Annotated in this window: 16 protein-coding genes, 2 tRNA genes and 2 pseudogenes; 13 read left to right on the top strand and 7 right to left on the bottom strand. The window is 69.8% G+C overall.

What is annotated here, in order from left to right:
• Positions 1–143: 143 nt before the first annotated feature.
• The 4 genes from AB5J55_RS28030 (at position 144) to AB5J55_RS28045 (ending at position 4,085) form a co-directional block, all read left to right on the top strand.
• Positions 144–740, top strand: coding sequence for a M48 family metallopeptidase (locus AB5J55_RS28030; RefSeq protein WP_369273287.1), 597 nt, complete (start codon positions 144–146; stop codon positions 738–740).
• Between the two features lie 149 nt (positions 741–889).
• Positions 890–2,620 carry a TerD family protein gene (locus tag AB5J55_RS28035; RefSeq protein ID WP_369273288.1) on the top strand — a complete coding sequence of 577 codons (1,731 nt, stop codon included), beginning with the start codon at positions 890–892 and terminating at the stop codon, positions 2,618–2,620.
• Positions 2,621–2,631: 11 nt separating this feature from the next.
• Entirely contained in the window at positions 2,632–3,312 is a 681-nt protein-coding gene (locus AB5J55_RS28040; RefSeq protein WP_328423668.1) for an AIM24 family protein, read from the top strand.
• 17 nt (positions 3,313–3,329) lie between these two features.
• On the top strand, positions 3,330–4,085 hold the full coding sequence (locus tag AB5J55_RS28045) for an AIM24 family protein (RefSeq protein WP_369273289.1): 756 nt from the start codon (positions 3,330–3,332) through the stop codon (positions 4,083–4,085).
• A gap of 155 nt (positions 4,086–4,240) precedes the next feature.
• Here the strand turns inward: AB5J55_RS28045 and AB5J55_RS28050 are convergent, their stop codons facing one another.
• Together AB5J55_RS28050 and AB5J55_RS28055 are read right to left on the bottom strand one after the other, a co-directional pair.
• Positions 4,241–4,756 (bottom strand): NUDIX hydrolase, encoded by a 516-nt coding sequence (locus AB5J55_RS28050; protein ID WP_369273290.1) that lies wholly within the window; start codon positions 4,754–4,756, stop codon positions 4,241–4,243.
• Positions 4,753–6,216, bottom strand: a complete 1,464-nt coding sequence (locus AB5J55_RS28055; protein ID WP_369273291.1) for a zinc-dependent metalloprotease — start codon at positions 6,214–6,216, stop codon at positions 4,753–4,755. Before AB5J55_RS28055 ends, AB5J55_RS28050 begins: the two co-directional genes overlap by 4 nt.
• A 193-nt stretch (positions 6,217–6,409) precedes the next feature.
• Between AB5J55_RS28055 and AB5J55_RS28060 the strand changes: the two genes are divergently transcribed.
• From AB5J55_RS28060 to AB5J55_RS28075, 4 genes are all read left to right on the top strand, one after another.
• Complete coding sequence (locus AB5J55_RS28060; RefSeq protein WP_369273292.1) at positions 6,410–7,528, top strand: SDR family oxidoreductase; 1,119 nt, start codon at positions 6,410–6,412, stop codon at positions 7,526–7,528.
• 88 nt (positions 7,529–7,616) lie between these two features.
• Positions 7,617–8,078, top strand: coding sequence for a molybdenum cofactor biosynthesis protein MoaE (locus AB5J55_RS28065; RefSeq protein WP_369273293.1), 462 nt, complete (start codon positions 7,617–7,619; stop codon positions 8,076–8,078).
• 241 nt (positions 8,079–8,319) lie between these two features.
• Positions 8,320–8,487 (top strand): hypothetical protein, encoded by a 168-nt coding sequence (locus AB5J55_RS28070; RefSeq protein WP_369273294.1) that lies wholly within the window; start codon positions 8,320–8,322, stop codon positions 8,485–8,487.
• A gap of 62 nt (positions 8,488–8,549) precedes the next feature.
• Positions 8,550–9,647 carry a PDZ domain-containing protein gene (locus AB5J55_RS28075; protein WP_369273295.1) on the top strand — a complete coding sequence of 366 codons (1,098 nt, stop codon included), beginning with the start codon at positions 8,550–8,552 and terminating at the stop codon, positions 9,645–9,647.
• 86 nt (positions 9,648–9,733) lie between these two features.
• On the opposite strand, the gene AB5J55_RS28080 is transcribed toward AB5J55_RS28075, so the two are convergent.
• On the bottom strand, positions 9,734–10,276 hold the full coding sequence (locus AB5J55_RS28080; RefSeq protein WP_369273296.1) for a PPA1309 family protein: 543 nt from the start codon (positions 10,274–10,276) through the stop codon (positions 9,734–9,736).
• Positions 10,277–10,440: 164 nt separating this feature from the next.
• On the opposite strand from AB5J55_RS28080, the gene AB5J55_RS28085 reads away from it, so the two are divergent.
• The 4 genes from AB5J55_RS28085 (at position 10,441) to AB5J55_RS28100 (ending at position 15,923) form a co-directional block, all read left to right on the top strand.
• Positions 10,441–13,401 (top strand): UPF0182 family protein, encoded by a 2,961-nt coding sequence (locus tag AB5J55_RS28085; RefSeq protein WP_369276322.1) that lies wholly within the window; start codon positions 10,441–10,443, stop codon positions 13,399–13,401.
• Positions 13,402–13,458: 57 nt separating this feature from the next.
• A tRNA-Met gene (locus AB5J55_RS28090) sits at positions 13,459–13,532 on the top strand.
• A gap of 228 nt (positions 13,533–13,760) precedes the next feature.
• Entirely contained in the window at positions 13,761–15,701 is a 1,941-nt protein-coding gene (locus AB5J55_RS28095; protein WP_369273297.1) for a tetratricopeptide repeat protein, read from the top strand.
• Between the two features lie 148 nt (positions 15,702–15,849).
• Positions 15,850–15,923: transfer RNA gene (locus tag AB5J55_RS28100), tRNA-Met, on the top strand.
• A gap of 59 nt (positions 15,924–15,982) precedes the next feature.
• Here AB5J55_RS28100 and AB5J55_RS28105 read toward each other — a convergent pair.
• From AB5J55_RS28105 to AB5J55_RS28120, 4 genes and pseudogenes are all read right to left on the bottom strand, one after another.
• Positions 15,983–17,129, bottom strand: a pseudogene (locus AB5J55_RS28105) (ABC transporter substrate-binding protein).
• Entirely contained in the window at positions 17,126–17,989 is an 864-nt protein-coding gene (locus AB5J55_RS28110) for an ABC transporter permease (protein WP_369273298.1), read from the bottom strand. Before AB5J55_RS28110 ends, AB5J55_RS28105 begins: the two are co-directional and overlap by 4 nt.
• Positions 17,986–18,780 carry an ABC transporter ATP-binding protein gene (locus AB5J55_RS28115; RefSeq protein ID WP_369273299.1) on the bottom strand — a complete coding sequence of 265 codons (795 nt, stop codon included), beginning with the start codon at positions 18,778–18,780 and terminating at the stop codon, positions 17,986–17,988. The genes AB5J55_RS28110 and AB5J55_RS28115 overlap by 4 nt, the downstream gene beginning before the upstream one ends.
• 189 nt (positions 18,781–18,969) lie before the next feature.
• The gene (locus tag AB5J55_RS28120; protein WP_328423642.1) at positions 18,970–19,386 is read right to left on the bottom strand and encodes a Fur family transcriptional regulator; all 417 of its coding nucleotides are present in this window, start codon (positions 19,384–19,386) and stop codon (positions 18,970–18,972) included.
• Between the two features lie 277 nt (positions 19,387–19,663).
• Between AB5J55_RS28120 and AB5J55_RS28125 the strand changes: the two are divergent.
• Positions 19,664–19,813: pseudogene (locus AB5J55_RS28125) on the top strand (catalase); the annotation flags it as partial.
• Positions 19,814–19,850 lie beyond the last annotated feature (37 nt).

Raw genomic sequence — 19,850 nt, forward strand, 5'->3', positions numbered from 1 at the left:
CATGCCCCGACCGGGCACCCCGAGCCGAAAGTTGTCCACAGGCGGTGGATATTCGTCGTACAAATCAAACGCACGGTGGGGGATCGGCATGGAACCGTCCCGGAGTCGGGACTTACCCCATGCGCAGCGGGTAACGTCGGGGCGTGTCCGCCGACCCACTGCACCGCGCCGGAACGCCACAGCGCAGTACGACGAGTCCGCCGTCGAGCGGCTCGGGGGCGAGCGCGATCGAGGTCCGCAGAAGCGCCCGGCGCCGCCGGACGGTGTCGGCGTACCGCGAGGGCGATCGCACCGTCGTGCTCATCCCCGCCCGGATGTCCGAGGCCGAGGAGCAGCGCTGGGTGAACGTCATGCTCGACAAGCTGGCAGCCCAGGAGAGCAAGCGGGTCCTCGGTGACGCCGAACTGGCCGAGCGCGCGGAGCGGCTGTCGGCGCAGTACTTCGACGGCCGGGCGCGGCCCAACTCGGTCCGCTGGGTCACCAACCAGAACACACGCTGGGGCTCGTGCACCCCGGCCGAGGGCAGTATCCGGCTCTCGCACCGCCTGCAGGGCATGCCCGAGTACGTCGTCGACTACGTCCTCCTCCATGAACTCGCGCATCTTCTGGTGCCCGGACACGGGCCCCGCTTCTGGCGGCTGCTGGAGGGGTACCCCCGCACAGAGCGGGCGAAGGGTTACCTGGAAGGCGTGGTCGCCGCCGAACGGTTGCCTCATCTGCCCGGTGCGCGCGGCGAATGACCGCTCCCTGAGGGCCCCCGGAGACAGCGCTTCCGGTTCGCTTGGGCGAGGGTTGTGTACCGGGTCTGTACCGGCTTGGCTCGATGTCCGAGTTTGCCGTTAGCCTGGCGCGACGCAATCACATTCGGGATGGGGGACGGTCGTTACGCATGGCCAGGGAATTCCAACGCGGCCACAAGGCCAGGATCAGTGACCTCACCGCGGGCACGGATCTGTACGTAGGTGTACAGATCGCCGCTCCGGGGCTGTCGTTCGACATCAGCTGCTTCGGTCTCGACGCCGATGAACAGCTCTCGGACGACCGCTACTTCGTCTTCTTCAATCAGCCGAAGTCACCTGAGGAGTCCATCCAGCTCCTCGGCGCCCAGGCGGGCGACACGGAGTCCTTCCGCGTCACGCTCGACAAGATCCCCCCGCAGATCCAGAAGCTGTCCTTCACGGCGACGATCGACGGCACCGGACAGATGTCGCAGGTCAGCCCCGGGTACATCCGCATCGTCGCCGGCGGCGAGGAGGTGGCCCGGTACGCCTTCAGCGGCTCGGAGTTCTCCACCGAACGCGCCGTGATGCTGGGCGACTTCTACCTCAAGGACGTCTGGCGGTTCGCCGCCGTCGGACAGGGCTTCGACGGTGGCCTCGATGCGCTGCTGAGGAACTTCGGCGGCGAGGTCGCCGAGGAGGAGACGCCGGAAGCCCCGCAGCAGGCCCAGCAGCCGCAGGCCGGTGCGACCCCTGGCTTCGCGCCGCCCGCCCAGGCCACCGCGCCGCCCGCCTTCGGCGCCCCGGCGCCCGCTCCGGCTCCTGCGCCCGCACCGCAGCCCGCCGCGCAGGGCTTCGCACCCCCGCAGGGGGCCACGCCGCCACCGGCCCCGGCACCCTCCGTTCATGCCCAGCCCACGATCGTCGCGCCGATCACGCCGCCCGGTGGCGCCCCGCCGCCCCCCGCCCCGGCTCCCGCGCCCTACGGCCAGCCCGGGCAGCAGCCGCCGTACGGCCAGGCTCCCGCTCCGAGCGCCCCGCCGCCGCCCGGTTACGCCCAGCCTCAGGCCCCGCAGGCACCGGCCCCGCCTCCGGGCTACGGCCAGCCGACTCCGCCGCCCGGCTACGGTCAGGCGACCCCGCCTCCTGGCTATGGCCAGCAGCCCCCCTACGGGCAGGTCCCGGGCCAGCAGGCTCCCTACGGAGCCCCGCAGGGTGCACCTCAGGGTGCACCTCAGGGCCCCGGTGTGGCCGCGGCGCTCCAGCAGTTCAAGGAGACGCCCACCGGTCAGCGCTGGACGCAGCAGAACAAGAAGATGGTCCGGGTCGACCTCGGCATCGGCGGACAGCCCGTGCTGGCCCGGCAGGGCAGCATGGTGCTCTACCAGGGCAAGGTCGACTTCAGCTACAAGGGCGCCGGCTTCTCCGGCCGGATCGTGGGCAACGCGACCGGCCAGGAGATGCAGCTGATGCGCTGTACCGGCCAGGGGCAGGTGTTCCTCGCCGAGAACTCCACGATGCTGCACCCGATCGAGCTCCAGGGCGACGGCATCTGCGTCTCCGCCGAGAACGTCCTCGCTTTCGACGAGAGCCTCCAGTACGAGATCCGCCGTATCGAGGGCCACGGCATCCCCGGCGGCGCGCTGTTCACGATGCAGTTCACGGGCACCGGCACGATCGTCGTCAAGACGCACGGCACGCCCGTGGTGCTGCCGGTCACGCCCACGACGTTCGCCGACGCCAACGCGGTGGTCGCCTGGTCGTCCGCGGCCCAGGTGATCGTCTCCAGCCAGGTACGGATGCGCCGCAACGCCTACCCCGGCGACACCGGAGAGAGCGTCAACCTCCAGTTCCGGGCCGCTCCCGGCAACTTCATCGTCGTCCAGCCGTACGAGATCTGAGGGAGCCCGTCATGAACCAGCCACTCGCGGGCTTCGCCCCCGCACCCGTCACCGCCCGCATGGAGAACCACGGCAACCACATGGCGAAGATCGCCATGCAGACCGGGAACGACCTCTTCGCGCGCGTGGGATCGATGGTCGCCTACGAGGGCTTCGTCCAGTACGAGCCCAACCCGCCGGCCGTGCGCCAGATCGCCAAGGACTGGATGACCGGCGAGGGCGCACCCCTGATGAAGTGCTCCGGCGACGGACTGCTCTACCTCGCCGACTACGGCGCCAACGTGGTCATCATCAACCTCAACGGCGACGGCATCTCCGTCAACGCCACCAACCTGCTCGCCTTCGACGCGCATCTCACGTGGGGCGTCGAGCGGGTTAAGGGCCTGGCGAAGTTCGCCGGACAGGGCCTGTGGAACACCAAGATCTCCGGGCAGGGCTGGGTCGCGCTGACCTCCCGGGGCAAGCCGATCGTCGTCGACTGCGGCGGCGGCGAGGACGAGACGTACGTCGACCCGGACGCGCTCGTCGCCTGGTCCCCGAACCTCAAGGTGAAGGGCAAGCGCAGCTTCAAGGCGCAGTCGCTCATCGGCCGGGGCAGCGGTGAGGCCTACCAGATGGCCTTTTCCGGCCAGGGCATCGTCGTCGTCCAGCCCAGCGAGGACAGCACCGACCGTCTCCGGGTCCGGGGCTGAGGGGGAGCCAGAACGCCATGCAGAGTCCGCTTTTCGCCTACAACGACCAGCAGACCCAGGAACGCTGGAGTCTGCAGAACAAGCAGATGCTCCGCGTCGCCCTGGAGGGCCACGACGACATCCTCGCCCGCAAGGGGACCATGGTCGCCTACCAGGGCCTGGTCGAGTTCGACGCCGAGTTCCAGAGCAACCAGCAGGGACGCGCGCGTGCGCACACCGGTGAGGGACTCGACCTCATGCGCTGCCACGGGCAGGGCACGGTCTACCTCGCCAACCTCAAGCAGCACGTGCACATGGTGGAAGTGGAGCAGGACGGCCTGACCGTCGACAGCAGCTACGTGCTGGCGATGGACTCCTCGCTGCACCACGAGGTCATCGCCGTCGACAGCCTCTACGGCATCTCCGGCTCGGGGAAGTACCAGCTCAACATCACCGGCCGCGGCAAGGTCGCCCTGATGACCTCGGGCATGCCGCTGATGATGCAGGTGACGCCCGACAAGTACGTCAACTGCGACGCCGACGCGATCGTCGCGTGGTCCACCGGCCTGCGCGTCCAGATGCAGTCCCAGACGCACTCCTCCGGGGTGTGGCGGCGCCGCGGCAACACCGGTGAGGGCTGGGAGCTCAGCTTCATGGGCAGCGGTTACGCGATCGTCCAGCCCAGCGAGCTGCTGCCGCCGCAGAACGCCCAGATCGGCTCGGGCCTCGCCGCGCAGTACGGCATGGGCCAGCAGGGAGCGCGGGGGCAGAACCAGGGCAACGTCTGGAGCTGATCGCTCCGCGGGTCGGGCCGAGGGGGTGTGGGGGCTGCGGCGCGCTCTTGGCTGCCGGTCGTGTGTGGCTGGTCGCGCAGTTCCCCGCGCCCCTTACGGGCGCGATCGACCGCCCGTGTGAGGGGCGACCGTATCGGCGGTCGCCCCTCGCACGTTCACAGGCGGGCGCGGGTTGCTTCCAGCAGCCGTACGACCGACTCGTCCGCCACGTCCGCCACCTCGTCGTAGGCGAACCAGCGCAGGTCGAGGGACTCGTCGCTGATCGCCTCCACGGCTCCGGCCGGAGCCAGTGCCGCGTACTGGACGTCGAGGTGCCAGGCGCACGGGGTGTGGTGCCGGTCCAGGCGGACGGGACCGCCGGGCAGCAGGGTCAGCCCCGCGATGCCCGACTCCTCGGTGGCCTCGCGCAGGGCGGCCGCGGCCAGCGTGTCGTCGGATGGCTCGCAGTGACCGCCCATCTGCAGCCACATGCGCATCTTCTTGTGCAGCGTCAGCAGCACGCGCCCGCGCGACGGGTCGATCACCAGCGCGCTCGCCGTGATGTGCCCGTCCCCGCAGGCCTTCCACATTCCGTCCGGATGGGCCTCCAGATGCTCCAGGTAGGTCTGGCGCAGGTCCGGCTGGTCCTCGTAGCCCTTCAGCACGAGGACCGCGTCGTCGTACAGGCTCACTCGGTGTCGTCGTCCTTGGAGTCACCCTGGGCGTCGCCCTTGGTGTCGACGTCCTTGTTCAGGTTCGGCTTCCCGGTCGAGCCGTGCGCCGCCTCGCCGAGCATCTTGTCCAGCTCGGAGAAGTCGATCTGCTCGCGGTGCACGAAGCCGTCCGGGTCGTCCAGGTCGGAGGCCGTCGGCAGCATGTCCGGGTGGGCCCACAGGGCGTCACGGCCGTCGACGCCGCGCGCGTCCGTGACCGAGGCCCACAGGCGGGAGGCGTCGCGCAGACGGCGGGGGCGCAGTTCCAGGCCGATCAGCGTGGCGAACGTCTGCTCCGCCGGGCCGCCCGAGGCGCGCCGGCGCCGCAGCGTCTCACGCAGGGCGTCAGCGGACGACAGACGGGGCTTCGCGGCCGCGTGGACCACCGCGTCGACCCAGCCCTCGACGAGCGCCAGAGCCGTCTCCAGGCGGGCCAGAGCCGCCTTCTGCTCCGGCGTGTCCTCCGGCTGGAACATGCCCTGCTGCAGGGCGTCCTGCAGCTGCTCCGGATTCTGCGGGTCGAACTGGCCGACCACGTCCTCCAGCTTGGCCGTGTCGACCTTGATCCCGCGCGCGTAGCCGTCGACGGCGCCGAACAGGTGCGAGCGCAGCCACGGCACGTGCGCGAAGAGGCGCTGGTGGGCCGCCTCGCGCAGGGCGATGTACAGCCGCACCTCCTCCTTCGGTACGCCCAGGTCCTTGCCGAACGTCTCGATGTTGATCGGCAGCAGCGCGGCCTTGCCCACGGGGCCGAGCGGCAGACCGATGTCGGTGGAGCCGACGACCTCGCCCGCGAGCACGCCGACGGCCTGTCCGATCTGCGTGCCGAACATGGCGCCGCCCATCGAGCGCATCATGCCGATCAGCGGGCCGGCCATGGCCTGCATCTCCTCCGGCAGGACGTCGCCCATGGCGGTGCCGACGCGCTCGGCCACCGGGTCGACGAGCTCCTGCCACGCGGGCAGGGTCGCCTCGACCCACTCCGCGCGGGACCATGCCACGGCGGAGCCCGCGCCGGACGGCAGCGCCGTCGCGTCGTCGAGCCACAGGTCGGCCAGGCGGACGGCTTCCTGAACCGCGTTGCGCTCGGCGGGGCCGACGCTCGCGTCCTTCGTGCCGTCCGAGGTGCCCTGGGAGACCGTCTGGCGGGCGATCTGCTTGGCCATGTCCCAGTTCACCGGGCCGCCCTCGTAGGAGAGCATCTGGCCCAGCTGCTGGAACGCGGCGCCCAGGTCGGTGGGGTTCAGGGAACCGAACATGGCAGCGAACGGATTGTCGGCACCGGTGCCACCGAAGCCACCGGCCCCGGGCAGCCCGCCGAAACCGAACGGGTTGGCCGGGCCCTGACCACCACCGCTCTGCTGGTCCTTCTTCTTGCCCTCGTCGCCGTCGTCCGGCTCCTCCGGCGGAAGGCCGAATCCGAATGGGGTGTCACTCACGGGATTCCTCGGCTGGTAAGGCCACCGGTTTGGCACCGGCGGCGCGACTGCCCGATAACACCACCCAGCGTAGACACCGCGAGCCGTTCGGGCCTCGGTGCTTCGCCGACTCTTGGCCTGCGGCAGGATGGATGCCACCTGGTACGTACGCGTCACTCGCGTCCGTACTGAAGACAACCGCTGGAGACGCCCGGTGAGTTCCCCTGATCCGCAGGTTCGCGCAGCGCGAAACCAGTCAACCCCTCCCGCGCGCGGCGTGCGCGGCCCCGTCGTCGCGGTGACCGGTGCCGCGTCCGGCATCGGTGCCCTGCTCACCGAACGGTTGGTCGCGTCGGACGAGGTCAAGCAGGTCATCGCCATCGACGAGCGGCGCGGCGAGTGCGCGGCGGCGCAGTGGCACATCCTGGACGTACGGGACCCGGCCATCGCGGAGAAGCTGCGGGGCGCCGACGTGGTCGTACACCTGGCGCTCGACCTGGATCTGGAGACGGATTCCGCCGCCCGGACGGCGTACAACGTTCGGGGGACGCAGACCGTTCTGACGGCCGCCGCGGCGGCCGGGATCCACCGCGTCGTGCTGTGCACCTCCGCGATGGTCTACGGGGCACTGCCGGAGAACGAACTGCCGCTGTCCGAGGACGCCGAGCTACGGGCGACGGCGGAGGCCACCGGGGTCGGGGATCTGCTGGAGATCGAGCGCCTCGCACGAAGGGCACCCAGGGCCCACCCCGGACTCAATGTCACCGTTGTCCGGCCCGCGGTTCTCGTGGGCGGCACGGACACCGCGCTGACCAGGTACTTCGAGTCCCCGCGGCTGCTCGTCGTCGCCGGTTCCCGGCCCGCCTGGCAGTTCTGCCATGTCGAGGATCTGTGCAGCGCCCTGGAGTACGCCGTCCTGGAGAAAGTCGACGGGGAACTCGCCGTCGGATGTGACGGCTGGCTGGAGCAGGAAGAGGTCGAGGAGCTCAGCGGGATCCGCCGTATGGAGCTGCCGTCGGCGGTCGCGCTGGGCGCGGCGGCCCGGCTGCACCGGATCGGACTGACGCCATCCCCGGCCGGAGACCTGGCGTACACGATGTATCCCTGGGTCGTGAGCGGGAGCCGGCTCCATGACGCCGGGTGGCGGCCGCAGTGGACCAACGAGGAAGTGCTCGCGGAGCTGCTGGAGGAGGTCTCCGGCAGGCACACGGTCGCCGGGCGGCGGCTCGGACGCAAGGACGCCACGGCGGCCGGCGCCGCGGGAGCGACGGTGGCCCTGCTGGGCGCGGCGGCGGTGGTGCGCAGGGCACGCAAGGCCCGGCGGCGGATCTGAGGTCCGTACGACCCTCCAAACCTCCACGCGTGTGTGCCGGGCGAATCGGCAATTCCCCGGTGCCGGTGACCTGGGGCACGATGGGGGCATGGCACCCACCCATGACCACCCCGGTGAGCAGGCCGCGCAGGACCCCATCAAGCTGCTCGCCATCCGCGATACGCCGCTCTCCGTGGACGAGGTCTTCCGACTCGTCGGGGACGACGCCGCCGGCGGCCTCGCGCTCTTCGCCGGGACCGTGCGCAACCACGACGGGGGTGCCGACGTCGACGAGCTCGGATACTCCTGCCACCCGAGCGCCGAGGCCGAGATGCGGCGCGTCGCCGAGAAGGTCGTCGCCGAGTATCCGGTGCGGGCGCTCGCGGCCGTGCACCGGGTCGGAGACCTCAGGGTCGGGGACCTCGCCGTCGTCGTAGCCGTGTCCTGTCCGCACCGCGGAGAGGCCTTCGAGGCGTGCCGGAAGCTGATCGACGACCTCAAGCACGAGGTGCCGATCTGGAAGCACCAGAAGTTCTCCGACGGTACCGAGGAATGGGTCGGCGCCTGCTGAACCGTCCCCGAACCGCGCCTGCTGAACCGTCCCCGAACCGCGCCTGCTGAACCGTCCCCGAACCGCGCCTGCTGAACCGTCCCCGAACCGCGCCTGCTGAACCGTCCCCGAACCGGTCCGTCGGAACCCGTCCACCCCACTCCGGTTGCGTAACCGCACCCCTGACGTGAGCGTTGTCAGTGCCAGTGGTTAATCTGCTGATCAGTCAGTTGCGGTCGCTCATTGGGGATGGGAGGACGGCATGGCGGCACTCGCATGGTTGCTGATTCCGCTCGCGGCTGCGGTCGGCGCCGGCTTGTGGGGCAGTTGGGCCAACCGGACCCGCAAGGCACGGGGCGACGGGCCCGAGCTCGACGGGTATGCCCGGTTCCGCGAGGCCATGGAGAAGAGGTCCTCCTCCCGCACCTGATGGCGGGGGCGGGTTTGCCGCCCTGACGGGGCACTGACAGGCGTGTCACGTACTGTCTTGGCATGCCACGCCGCACCGCGACGATGCTCGCCTCCACCCTGATGCTGATCGCGCTCCTGTGCGCGGGAGTCTTCATCCCCGTGCCGTACGCGGAGATGTCGCCCGGGCCGACGGTGAACACCCTCAGCGATCATGACGGCGAGCCGGTGCTGCAGGTCAACGGCCGCAAGACCTACCCGACGACCGGACACCTCAACATGACCACCGTCCGGGTCACCAGCGCCGACTACAGGATGAACCTCGTGGAGGCCGTCTACGGATGGCTGGCGCATGACAACAAGATCGTGCCGCACGACACCCTCTACCCAGACGGCAAGACCGAGGAGCAGTCCACCCAGGAGAACGCCGAGGAGTTCAGCCAGTCCCAGGAGAGCGCCAAGGTCGCCGCCCTGGAGGCACTGGACATCCCGGTGCAGAGCTGGGTGATCGTCTCGACCGTGGTCAAGGGGACGCCTGCCGAGGGCAAGCTGCACGCCGGTGACGTCATCAAGTCCGTCGACGGCACGACGGTGAAGGAGCCCGCCGACGTCGCCAAGCTGGTGACCAAGCACAAGCCGGGCCAGGACGTCGTCTTCACGATCGTGCCGGCCAAGGAGCAGGCCGCCGCCGAGAAGGAGCGCCGGACGCCGACGAAGACCGAGAAGATCACGATCAGGACCGCCGAGTCCGACGACAGCGGCGACAAGCGCGCCGTCGTCGGGATCTCCGCCGGGACCGACCACACCTTCCCGTTCACCATCGACATCAAGCTCGCCGACGTCGGCGGCCCCAGCGCGGGTCTGATGTTCGCGCTCGGGCTCTACGACAAGCTCACCCCGGGCAGCCTGACCGGCGGCAAGTTCGTCGCCGGGACCGGCACCATCGACGACGCCGGCAAGGTCGGCCCCATCGGCGGCATCGAGATGAAGACCGTCGGCGCGCGCGACAAGGGCGCCCAGTACTTCCTCACGCCGGCCGACAACTGCGCGACGGCCGCCAGGGACGTCCCCAGCGGGCTCACCCTGGTCAAGGTCGGCACCATCGACGACGCTCTCGGCGCCCTGAAGGACATCCGCTCCGGCGACACGGCCGACCTGCCGAAGTGCACGACCAAGGACTGAGCGACGAACCTTGAGTACGGCAGTGGGGGCGCCCTTCCTTCCGGGGGCGCCCCCACTGCCGTACTGGACCGCCGTACCGGAGGACCTCAGTCCGCGAACGTCGCCGCCAGGGCCTCCGCGAGTCCCGGGACCAGGTCCGGGCCGGTGAGGACCTCCGTCGGGGTGTCCTTCTCGCGCAGGCGCAGGGCCGATTCGCGGGCGCCGTCGCGCAGCACCGCGACCGTCATGCGGACCTCCTGGCGCTCGGGGTGCTCCGCCACCCACTTTGCGAGCTTGGCCTCGCTCAGGCCCTGCGGGACCTGGGTCTCGGCGGACGGGGGCAACATGAGACGCTCGACCGTGAGCGCGCAGCCGGCCACCGCGTCGGGCCAGGCGATCGTGGCGAGGAACTCATCGAGCGCCTTGCCCGTTTCAATTTCGTCCTGCTCGATCGGGGTCAGGCCGGAGGACTCCTGCTCGTCCCCCAGGCCGAGCTGGGCAGCGAGGCCGGGTTCCTGGGCCCGCAGCCGTGCGGTGTCTACGAGGGCGAAGAGGCGGGCGGGCTGGTCCCAGCCGAGGCCGGAGGCGTACTCGTCGATCTCGAGAACGGCCCGGGTCAGCGGGCTCGCCGCCATGGGAGTGTTGGACATGGTCACAATCCTGCCTCGTTCCCGGCCGGAATCGGGAACTGAGTAAAGGGTGAGTAAGTTGCATAGGTGTGGGCCCGCGATCACGGGGGGCCACGGAGGGCCCACGAAGACGCGGGTCTGACGGATCAACAGCGAACCTCGGGGTGCGAACCTTGGCTTTCCAGATGCCGGACCGCGGCGGAGGCCCGACCGGGCCACGGATCAGAGTGGGCCGCCCGTCCCGGCGTGTCCGGACGCTGCTCATGACACTGGGCGTCCTCGCCGTCCTCGGCATGGCCTTCACCATGTTCGCGGGCTTCTGGACGGACTGGCTCTGGTACCGGTCGGTGAACTACTCCTCGGTGTTCACGACCACGCTGTGGACGAAGATCGGACTCTTCTTCGTCTTCGGTCTGTTGATGGCCCTCGCGGTCGGGTTCAACATCTGGCTGGCGCACTGGCTGCGTCCGCCGCTGAGCGCCATGTCGATGGAGCAGCAGAGCCTCGACCGCTACCGCATGGGCATCGCGCCCTACAAGAAGTGGCTGCTGCTGGCGATCACCGCGCTGGTCGGCCTGATCGCCGGTGCCTCCGCCTCCAGTCAGTGGCGGACCTGGCTGATGTGGGTCAACGGCGTGCCCTTCGGTGAGAAGGACCCGCAGTTCCACCTCGACGTCGGCTTCTACGCCTTCGATCTGCCCTGGTACCGGTTCCTGCTCGGCTTCGGCTTCGCCGCCGCGATCCTCTCCGTGATCGCCGCCGCGCTCACCCACTACCTGTACGGCGGGCTGCGCATCACCAGCCCGGGCGCGCGAGCCACGGCAGCGGCCACCGGCCATCTGTCGGTCCTCATCGGTATCTTCGTCGCCCTGAAGGCCGTTGCGTACTGGCTCGACCGGTACGGGCTCGCGGTGAAGTCCAGTGACTTCAAGGCGACCGACAACTGGACCGGCCTCAGGTACGTCGACGCCAACGCCTATCTGCCGGCCAAGACGATCCTGTTCTGCATCGCCGTCATCTGCGCGCTGCTGTTCTTCGCCACGCTGTGGCGGCGCACCTGGCAGCTGCCCGTCATCGGCTTCGGCCTGATGGTGCTCTCGGCGATCCTCATCGGCGGCCTGTACCCGGCGATCGTCCAGAAGTTCCAGGTCCAGCCCAACGAGCAGGCCAAGGAAGCGCCGTACGTCGAGAAGAACCTCAAGGCGACGCGCGACGCGTACGGCATCGACGGCACCAAGGTCACCGAGTACCCGGGCACGAGCAAGACCGAGGACAAGACCAAGCTGCGCGACGACGTGGACGCCACGGCGAGCATCCGGATCATGGACCCGAACATCGTGTCGCCGACGTTCCAGCAGCTCCAGCAGATCAGGAACTACTACGCGTTCCCGACCAACCTGGACGTCGACCGGTATGCCAAGGACGGCAAGGACCAGGACACGGTCATCGGTCTGCGCGAGATCAACCTCAACGGCATCCCGAAGCGCAACTGGATCAACGACCACTTCCGTTACACCCACGGCTACGGCGTGGTCGCCGCCGAGGGCACCAACGCCGACTCACAGGGCCGACCGGACTTCACCGAGTCCGACCTGCCGTCCAAGGGCGACCTCGGAACGTACGAGCAGCGGATCTACTACGGCGAGAAGACCACCATGTACTCGATCGTCGGCGGTCCCCAGAAGGAGATCGACTACTCCGACGACAGTGGTGAGAAGACCTACAGCTACAAGGCCGACAGCGGGGTCAGTCTCTCCAACCCGGTCAACCGGGCCGCTTACGCGGTGGCGTTCGGAGAGCCGCAGATCCTGTACTCCGGTGCGATCGGCGACGGTTCGCGCATCCTGTACAACCGCACGCCCAAGGAGCGCGTCGAGGCGGTCGCCCCGTGGCTGACCATCGACGGTGACGCCTATCCGGCGGTCGTGGACGGCCGTATCCAGTGGATCGTCGACGCGTACACGACGACGAACGGCTACCCGTACTCCTCGCGTACGACGCTCGGTGACACGACGGCAGATTCGCTGACGGCGAGCAACAACCAGCGCGCGGTGGTGGCCCAGCAGAACCAGGTCAACTACATCCGCAACTCGGTGAAGGCGACGGTCGACGCCTACACCGGCGAGGTCAAGCTCTTCCAGTGGGACACCAAGGACCCGGTCCTCAAGACCTGGATGAAGGCGTTCCCGGACACGGTGAAGCCGAAGAGCGAGATCTCGAAGTCGCTGATGGACCATCTGCGCTACCCGCAGGACCTGTTCAAGGTCCAGCGCGAGCTGCTCACCCGCTACCACGTGAAGGACGCCACGACGTTCCTCAGCGGCAGCGAGGTCTGGCAGGTGCCGGACGACCCGACCAACAAGTCGGGCAGCGCCGTGCCGCCGTACTACCTGAGCATGAAGATGCCCGACCAGAAGGCACAGGCGTTCTCGCTGACGACGACGTTGACGCCGAACGGCCGGGACAACCTCAGTGCCTTCATGGCGGTCGACGCCGAGGCGGGCACCAGTGACTACGGCAAGATCAGAATTCTGAAACTGCCGACCAACACCACGGTCAACGGCCCCAGTCAGGTCCAGAGCCAGTTCAACTCCGAGCAGAACATCGCCGAGACGATCAGGCTGCTGAGAGGCGGCGACTCGGAGGTCGAGTACGGCAACCTGCTCGCGGTCCCGCTCGATGGTGGGCTGCTCTATGTGGAGCCGGTCTATGTGCGCGGTGGCGGACTCAAGTACCCGCTGCTGCGGAAGGTGTTGGTGTCCTACGGCGGCACCACCGCCTTCGAGGACACGCTCGGTGAAGCCCTCAACAAGGTCTTCGGAGCGGAGGGCCCGACCACCCAGCCACCGGATGAGGGTGAAGACGAGGGCGGCGGTACGACACCTCCGCCGACGTCCACCAACCCGACGGTCCAAGAGGCGCTGAACGACGCCCAGGATGCCTTCGAGGCCGGCCAGGAAGCTCTCAAGAAGAACGACTGGGAGGCCTACGGCAGGGCGCAGAAGGATCTCGAGGACGCGCTGAAGCGGGCCGAGGACGCACAGGCGCAGGCCGACAGGACCGGCGGTGCCGGCGGTGGCGGCGGTGGCGGCGGTGCGAGCCCGAGTTCCAGTCCGAAGCCGAGCAGCAGTCCCAGCGGCACTTAGGGACGACGGCTGATCGAATAGCCCACCTCGCGCCGTGATACGGTTGCAGAACAACGGCGCGGGGTGGAGCAGCTCGGTAGCTCGCTGGGCTCATAACCCAGAGGTCGCAGGTTCAAATCCTGTCCCCGCTACTGAAGTCGGCGAATATTTCGTACGACAGCGAAGGCCCGGATCCTCTAGAGGATCCGGGCCTTCGTCGTGTGCGAACGCATGTGCCGCAAGGCTGGACGGCCGCGCCGCCTCGGGGAGTTGGGGGAACTGTGTTTGACTTGTCTCTCTGTGGGCATGTCGACAAAACGCTGAAGTGACCTCACTGGCTGCGGTATACCAGGTGTACCCAGGTTGCAGGTGGTGCGACGATGGACGTTATGGGGGACAAGGCAACTCTGTTGGAGACAGGGCGGTTTGTGCAGCCTGCCGACTTTGTGCAGCCGACGGGCGATTTCGTGCGGTCCACGGACGGTGCCTCGCAGCCGATGGGCGGCCTCTCGCAGCAGGTGAGTGACCTCACACAGTCGGACGGCGAGCTCGCGCTCGACCGGCCGACGGACCAGGACGAGACCGGGGACGCAGCCGAGGAGGCGCGGCAGCGGCTCGCCGCCGAGGGCGGGGACGTCGAGGCGATGAGCGTCCTCGGGGCGATGCTGCTGCGCCGCGGCGATCTCGACGGCGCCGAGGCTCATCTGCGTGCCGCCACCGCAGCCGGGGACCGGGCCGCGGCCAACAATCTGGGAGTTCTTCTTCACCAGCGCGGGTACGCCGACGAGGCCGCCGGGTGGTGGCGCATCGCCGCCGTCGCCGGGTCGGCCGCGGCCGCGCACGCGCTGGGGCGCCATCACCGCGAGCGGGGCGACGAGCCCGCCGCCGAGTACTGGCTGCGGCAGTCCGCCGAGCAGGGGCACGCGCTGGGCGCCTACGCGCTCGCCGATCTGCTGGAGCACCGCAACGACGGCGCGGCCGAGCAGTGGATGCGGGCCGCGGCGGAGCGCGGGCACCGGGAGGCGGCGTACCGGCTGGCGCGCGCGCTCGACCGGCAGGCGGTGCGGCCGGGGGAGGACGAACTCGACAACGGTGTCGCGCCGGACGAGTCGCTGCTGGCGGAGGCCGAGCAGTGGTACCGGCAGGCCGCCGCGCGCGGTCACCGCCGGGCCGCGCTGCACCTCGGGGCGATTCTCGAGAAGCGCGGGGAGCTCAAGGAGGCCGGGCGCTGGTATCTGACGTCCGCCAAGGACGGGGAGGCGCGGGCGGCCTGCGCGCTCGGGTTCCTGCTGCGGGACGCGGGGGACACCGAGAGCGCCGCCGTGTGGTGGCTGCGGGCCGCCCAGGACGGCGACGGCAACGCGGCGAACGCGCTGGGCGCATTGCACGCCGAGCGTGGTCAGACGCAGACCGCCGAGCGGTGGTACCGGGCCGCGATGGACGCCGGCGATGTGAACGGCGCGTACAACCTCGGGCTGCTCTGCGCCGAGCAGGGGCGTACCGCGCAGGCCGAGCAGTGGTACCGGCGTGCGGCGTACGCCGGGCACCGTGAGGCGGCCAACGCGTTGGCGATCCTGCTGCTGCAGGGCGGGGACGCGACGGGCGCCGAGCCGTGGTTCTCCAAGGCCGCCGAGGCCGGGAGCGTGGACGCCGCGTTCAACCTGGGGATCCTGCACGCCGGGCGGGGCGAGGAGCGGGCCGCGCTGCGGTGGTACGAGCGTGCCGCGGCGGCCGGTCACACCGAGGCGGCGCTGCAGGTCGGCATCGCGCGGCTGCGGGACGGGGACGAGCTCGCCGCCGAGCGGCATCTGCGCTGTGCGGCCGGGGGCGGCAGCGCGGAGGCCGCGTACCGACTGGCGACCGTGCTGGATGCTCGGCGCCCGCCGGAGCCTGCGCATGAGCTGGGGGAGCCGGCGCACGAGAAGACCGAGTGCGAGGAGTGGTACGAGCGGGCGGCCTCCCAGGGGCATCGGCGTGCCCAGGTGCGGGTGGGGATGCTCGCAGCGGCCCGGGGCGATGTGGTGGAGGCGGCCCGGTGGTACCGGGCCGCCGCGGAGGCCGGGTCCCGCAACGGTGCCTTCAATCTCGGGCTGCTGCTGGCCCGGGAGGGGAGTGAGCCGGAGGCAGCGGTGTGGTGGACGCGGGCGGCCGACGCCGGGCACGGGCGGTCGGCTTTGCGGCTGGCTCTGGTCTACGCGCGTCGTGGGGAGCTGGCGGAGGGGAAGCGGTGGGCTGACCGGGCCGTGGCGCTCGGGCCGCGGGAGGTTGCTGAGCGGGCGGGCCGGTTGCGGGATGCTCTGCGCGAGGAGCTTTCTGCGTGACGTTGCGCTGAGCGTGGGTTTCTCCGCGCTCAGCGTTGACGGGCTGAGCGCCCGGGTCGCGATTGGGGGCTTCGTCTTCCTCGCCGCAGCCCCCTCGACAAGCGATTTGCCTCTGTCCGCATGCTTGACGTAATGTTCAGTTCACCGACGCGGGGTGGAGCAGCTCGGTAGCTCGCTGGGCTCATAACCCAGAGGTCGCAGGTTCAAATCCTGTCCCCGCTACTGAAGGCCTAGGGCCGGGATCCGAAAGGGTCCCGGCCCTAGGTGTATTCCGGGGTGTGTCAGGGTGCGTGGCCCACCGCCTCCTCGTACAGGGCGCGGTTCACCGTCCGGGACTCCGGGACGGCGTCTCCCTCCGCGACTTCCTGCGCCTTGTACGCCGACTGCAGGCGCGTAGTCGTATCGGCGCGGATTTCCCAGTCCATGCGCAGCGGTGGGGTGGATCGCAGGATGGACTCGTCCGACTTCAGGATTTTGGCAAGGTATGTGACGAAGGCCGCATCCTGCTTGTAGTCCGACGCGAAGTAGGTGTTCACCGTGCGGATGTAGGCCCGGATCAGGGCGACGCCCGCGTCCACGTCGTCCTGCAGCAGCGTGCGGCCGTACAGCATGCCGCCCAGTGGTTCGCCCGGTGGCTGACCGCCCAGGAAGGCATAGCCCTGCTCGCCGTCCACCTTGCGCCAGACGGGGTCCAGGACAGGCAGAGTCGACGCCGCCGTTCTGCAGGGCCGTGAGGACGTCGGCCGAGCCCAGTTGCTGGTACTGGATGTCGGCGAGGCCGCCGCCGTGCTGCTCCAGGGCCTTCTCCATGGGGTACGCGATGACCGAGCCCTTGCCGATCATCGTGCCCAGCTTGCGGCCGGCCATGGCGACGCGGCTCGCGCTCTCGCCCTCCTTCAGGCGCACCCACAGGCCGCTCTTCGACTTCGGGTCGGGCGAGAAGTTCCCGGCGACCCACTTGATGTCGAAGCCGCCCTTGATGCCGTTCATGACCGCCGCTTCCGGGGCCGCCCACAGGGCGTCGATGTCCCCCTTGGCAAGCAGCGGGAGCGCGTCCGGGGTCGGCAGGACCTTCAGCGTGACGTCCAGGCCCTCCTTCTTGAACTCACCTTTGTCGAGAGCGACTTGCAGGGGAGCGACGTACTCGGCACTCAGCGTCCCGGTCGCGATCGTCAGTTTGCGGGGCTCGGGCACGGGCTGTGGGGGAGGGGCGCCCGGGAGGCAGCGGGCCGGGGTTCGGGTCGCGGAGAGGTCCTTCGGGTCCGTCCAGGACTTCTCGCCGCAGCCCTCCACCGGGCGGATGGTGCGTCGTCCGGCGCCCGCGGTCGAGGAGGAGTCCGACTCGTACGGGGACGAGCAGGCCGCCGACGCCAGCAGTGCCGCGGCGGCGATGACAGCGCCGTATGCGTGCGTAGTCCTCCGCTTCATGACTGGCCCCTTCCGCGGTCCCTCGGTGCCCAGGGAGTGAGCAGGCGGCCGGCGAAGCGGATCAGTTCGGAGAAGAGAACCCCGAGGATCGCGACGCAGACGATGCCGACGAACATCACGTCGTTCTGGAACAGGGCGCGTGCATCGAAGATCAGATGGCCCAGGCCGTTCGTCGCGGCGATCTGCTCCGACGCGACGATGACCAGGACCGCCACGCCCGCCGCGATGCGTGCGCCCACCAGCACGGCGGGGAGGGAGGCGGGCAGCAGGACGTGGTGGAACATCTGCCACCGTGAGGCGCCGAAGACCTGGCCCGCGTCGCGGTGGCCGGTGGGGATGGACATGACGGCGGACATGGTGGAGATCCAGACGAAGAAGAACACCGTGGCCGCGACCAGGGCCACCTGCGGGCCCTCGCCCAGGCCGAACATGTTCAGGAAGATGGGGAGCAGGGCCAGCTTCGGTACGACATACAGGGCGTCCAGGAGTGGTTCCAACGCCGCTCGTATCAGAGACAGCGAACCCATCAGCAGGCCCAGGGCGTAGCCCGCTGCCGTGCCCACGGCGTATCCCGCCAGGACGCGTTTCAGCGTCGCCCACACGTCCGGCCACAGGTCGCCGGCCGCCGCCCGGTCCCAGCCGTCGGCGAGGATCGTGGAGGGGGCCGGGTAGACGCGGTCGTCGATCCAGGCCTGGGACGCGGCCAGTTGCCACAGCAGGAGGAGGCAGAGGGGGACGGCGAGCGCCAGCGACAGCTCCAGTGCGCGCCTGCGTCGGTGGGTGCGGACGGGGTGCAGTTCCTGCGGGCCGGGGCGGCGGACCAGGACCGCCTCGGCGGGCGGCTTCGCGAGTGTCGTCATGCCGGCACCGCCTCCTTGCGCAGCAGGTCCCACAGCTCGCTCTTCAGCGCGGTGAACTCGGGGGTGTCGCGGATGTCGCCGGTGCGCGGGCGCGCGAACGGCGGGCGGTGCTCGGCGATGATCCGGCCCGGGCGGGCGGACATGACCAGTACCCGGTCGCCGAGGACGATTGCCTCCTCCAGGCTGTGGGTGATGAAGAGCGCGGTGGTCCGCAGCGACTGGGTGATGTCCAGGAGTTCGTCCTGGAGGATCGTGCGGAGCTGGGCGTCGAGCGCCGCGAACGGCTCGTCCATCAGCAGCAGTTCGGGCTCCACGGCCAGCGCCCGCGCGATCGCCACGCGCTGGCGCATGCCGCCGGAGAGGGTGGCAGGGTAGGCGGCCGCGAAGTCCGACAGGCCCATGCGGGCCAGCCAGTCGTCGGCACGGGCGTTCGCCTCGCGGCGCGGGACGCGTTGGACGTCCAGGCCGAAGCGGACGTTCGCGCGGACGGTCTTCCAGTCGTAGATGCCGTAGTCCTGGAAGATCATGGCGGCCGGGCGGCTGCTGGATGTACGGAGCTCCAGGGTGCCTGTGCTCGGGCGGAGCAGGCCGGCGGCGATGCGCAGCAGCGTCGACTTGCCACAGCCGGAGGGGCCGACGACACAGACGAACTCGCCGGGGGCGACGGTCAGATCGAGGGGGCCGAGAGCGTCGACCGTGTGGGGGGTTCGGCCGAAGGCGCGGGTGAGGTCACGTGCCTTGAGTTCGGTGCTCGGTGGATTCGGCTGATTCTGCGGATACGGCTCTCCCACTTCGGTCTCCTCGCGGAGTGCGGAACGGACGTGTGGGTGATGCATGGGGGATGCCGTTGACCATATGACGACCCGTCAGATTCGGAAACCCGTCAGATCCAGAAACCCCGTCCGCTTCGGAAAGCCCATGTGTGAGCGGGCAGCACAAAGCCCCGGCACTCACCGGTGCCGGGGCTCAGGGTGTGGCCGCTAGGCCTTGGCGCAGTTCGGGCAGAGGCCGCGGTACGTCACCTCGACGTCCGAGACCGTGAAGCCGAAGCGCTCGGAGTCGGGGAGGTCGGCCATCGGGTTGCCCGTCGGGTGGACGTCCCGGATGGAGCCGCACTGGGCGCAGACCAGGTGGTGGTGGGGCCGGTGGGCGTTCGGGTCGTACCGCTTCGCGCGCTTGTCGGTGGAGACCTCGAGCACCTCGCCGAGGGTGACCAGCTCGCCCAGCGTGTTGTAGACGGTCGCCCGGGAGATCTCGGGCAGCTTGGCGACGGCCCGGGCGTGCACCTCGTCGGCCGTCAGGTGGACGTGATCGCCGGCGAGCACCTCGGCCACGACGCGCCGCTGCGCGGTCATCCGCCATCCGCGTCCGCGCAGCCGTTCCAGAAGGTCACTCATGCAGAACACCTTAACAGCAGGAGGACCAGCTTCCGAATGGATGTGACTTTGGAGCTTGACTGGACTTGGACAAAATCCAACATGGGACGAGGCGACTTCGGCTCATGGGGCAGGGGCGGCCGCAGCGGGATCGCGGGCGCCGGCGGCCCGGCCCTCGTCTCCCCCCACGCCCTCCGAAGCGGTGGGGAGTGTGGTGCACGCACGCGGCGCCGGGGCCCACGGCACCGTCACGGTGACCGCCGAGTCACCTCGTACACGCGCGCCGCGTTCCTCTCCCACGGGCAACCATGAGTCGCCCGCGCACGCCGAGGACGACGACTTCGTGCAGGCGGCAACCTCGACCGCCTGATGTCGGAGGGCGATCGGGAGCAACTTCCGTCAGGCCGACGAGGGCTTCGGCAAGCGGCTGGAGGCCGCGGTCCAGGCCTGCGCGGCCTGTAACGACGACCAGTGCTGGATCGCTT

This window comes from Streptomyces sp. R11, assembly GCF_041051905.1.
Lineage (GTDB): Bacteria > Actinomycetota > Actinomycetes > Streptomycetales > Streptomycetaceae > Streptomyces.

Excerpts from the sequence above, each read along its gene's own strand:
- AB5J55_RS28035 (WP_369273288.1), top strand. The coding sequence starts at position 890 with ATGGCCAGGGAATTCCAACGCGGCCACAAGGCCAGGATCAGTGACCTC.
- AB5J55_RS28110 (WP_369273298.1), bottom strand. The coding sequence starts at position 17,989 with ATGACGACACTCGCGAAGCCGCCCGCCGAGGCGGTCCTGGTCCGCCGC.
- AB5J55_RS28045 (WP_369273289.1), top strand. The coding sequence starts at position 3,330 with ATGCAGAGTCCGCTTTTCGCCTACAACGACCAGCAGACCCAGGAACGC.
- AB5J55_RS28120 (WP_328423642.1), bottom strand. The coding sequence starts at position 19,386 with ATGAGTGACCTTCTGGAACGGCTGCGCGGACGCGGATGGCGGATGACC.
- AB5J55_RS28070 (WP_369273294.1), top strand. The coding sequence starts at position 8,320 with ATGGCGGCACTCGCATGGTTGCTGATTCCGCTCGCGGCTGCGGTCGGC.
- AB5J55_RS28095 (WP_369273297.1), top strand. The coding sequence starts at position 13,761 with ATGGACGTTATGGGGGACAAGGCAACTCTGTTGGAGACAGGGCGGTTT.
- AB5J55_RS28080 (WP_369273296.1), bottom strand. The coding sequence starts at position 10,276 with ATGTCCAACACTCCCATGGCGGCGAGCCCGCTGACCCGGGCCGTTCTC.
- AB5J55_RS28065 (WP_369273293.1), top strand. The coding sequence starts at position 7,617 with ATGGCACCCACCCATGACCACCCCGGTGAGCAGGCCGCGCAGGACCCC.
- AB5J55_RS28040 (WP_328423668.1), top strand. The coding sequence starts at position 2,632 with ATGAACCAGCCACTCGCGGGCTTCGCCCCCGCACCCGTCACCGCCCGC.
- AB5J55_RS28085 (WP_369276322.1), top strand. The coding sequence starts at position 10,441 with ATGCCGGACCGCGGCGGAGGCCCGACCGGGCCACGGATCAGAGTGGGC.
- AB5J55_RS28075 (WP_369273295.1), top strand. The coding sequence starts at position 8,550 with ATGCCACGCCGCACCGCGACGATGCTCGCCTCCACCCTGATGCTGATC.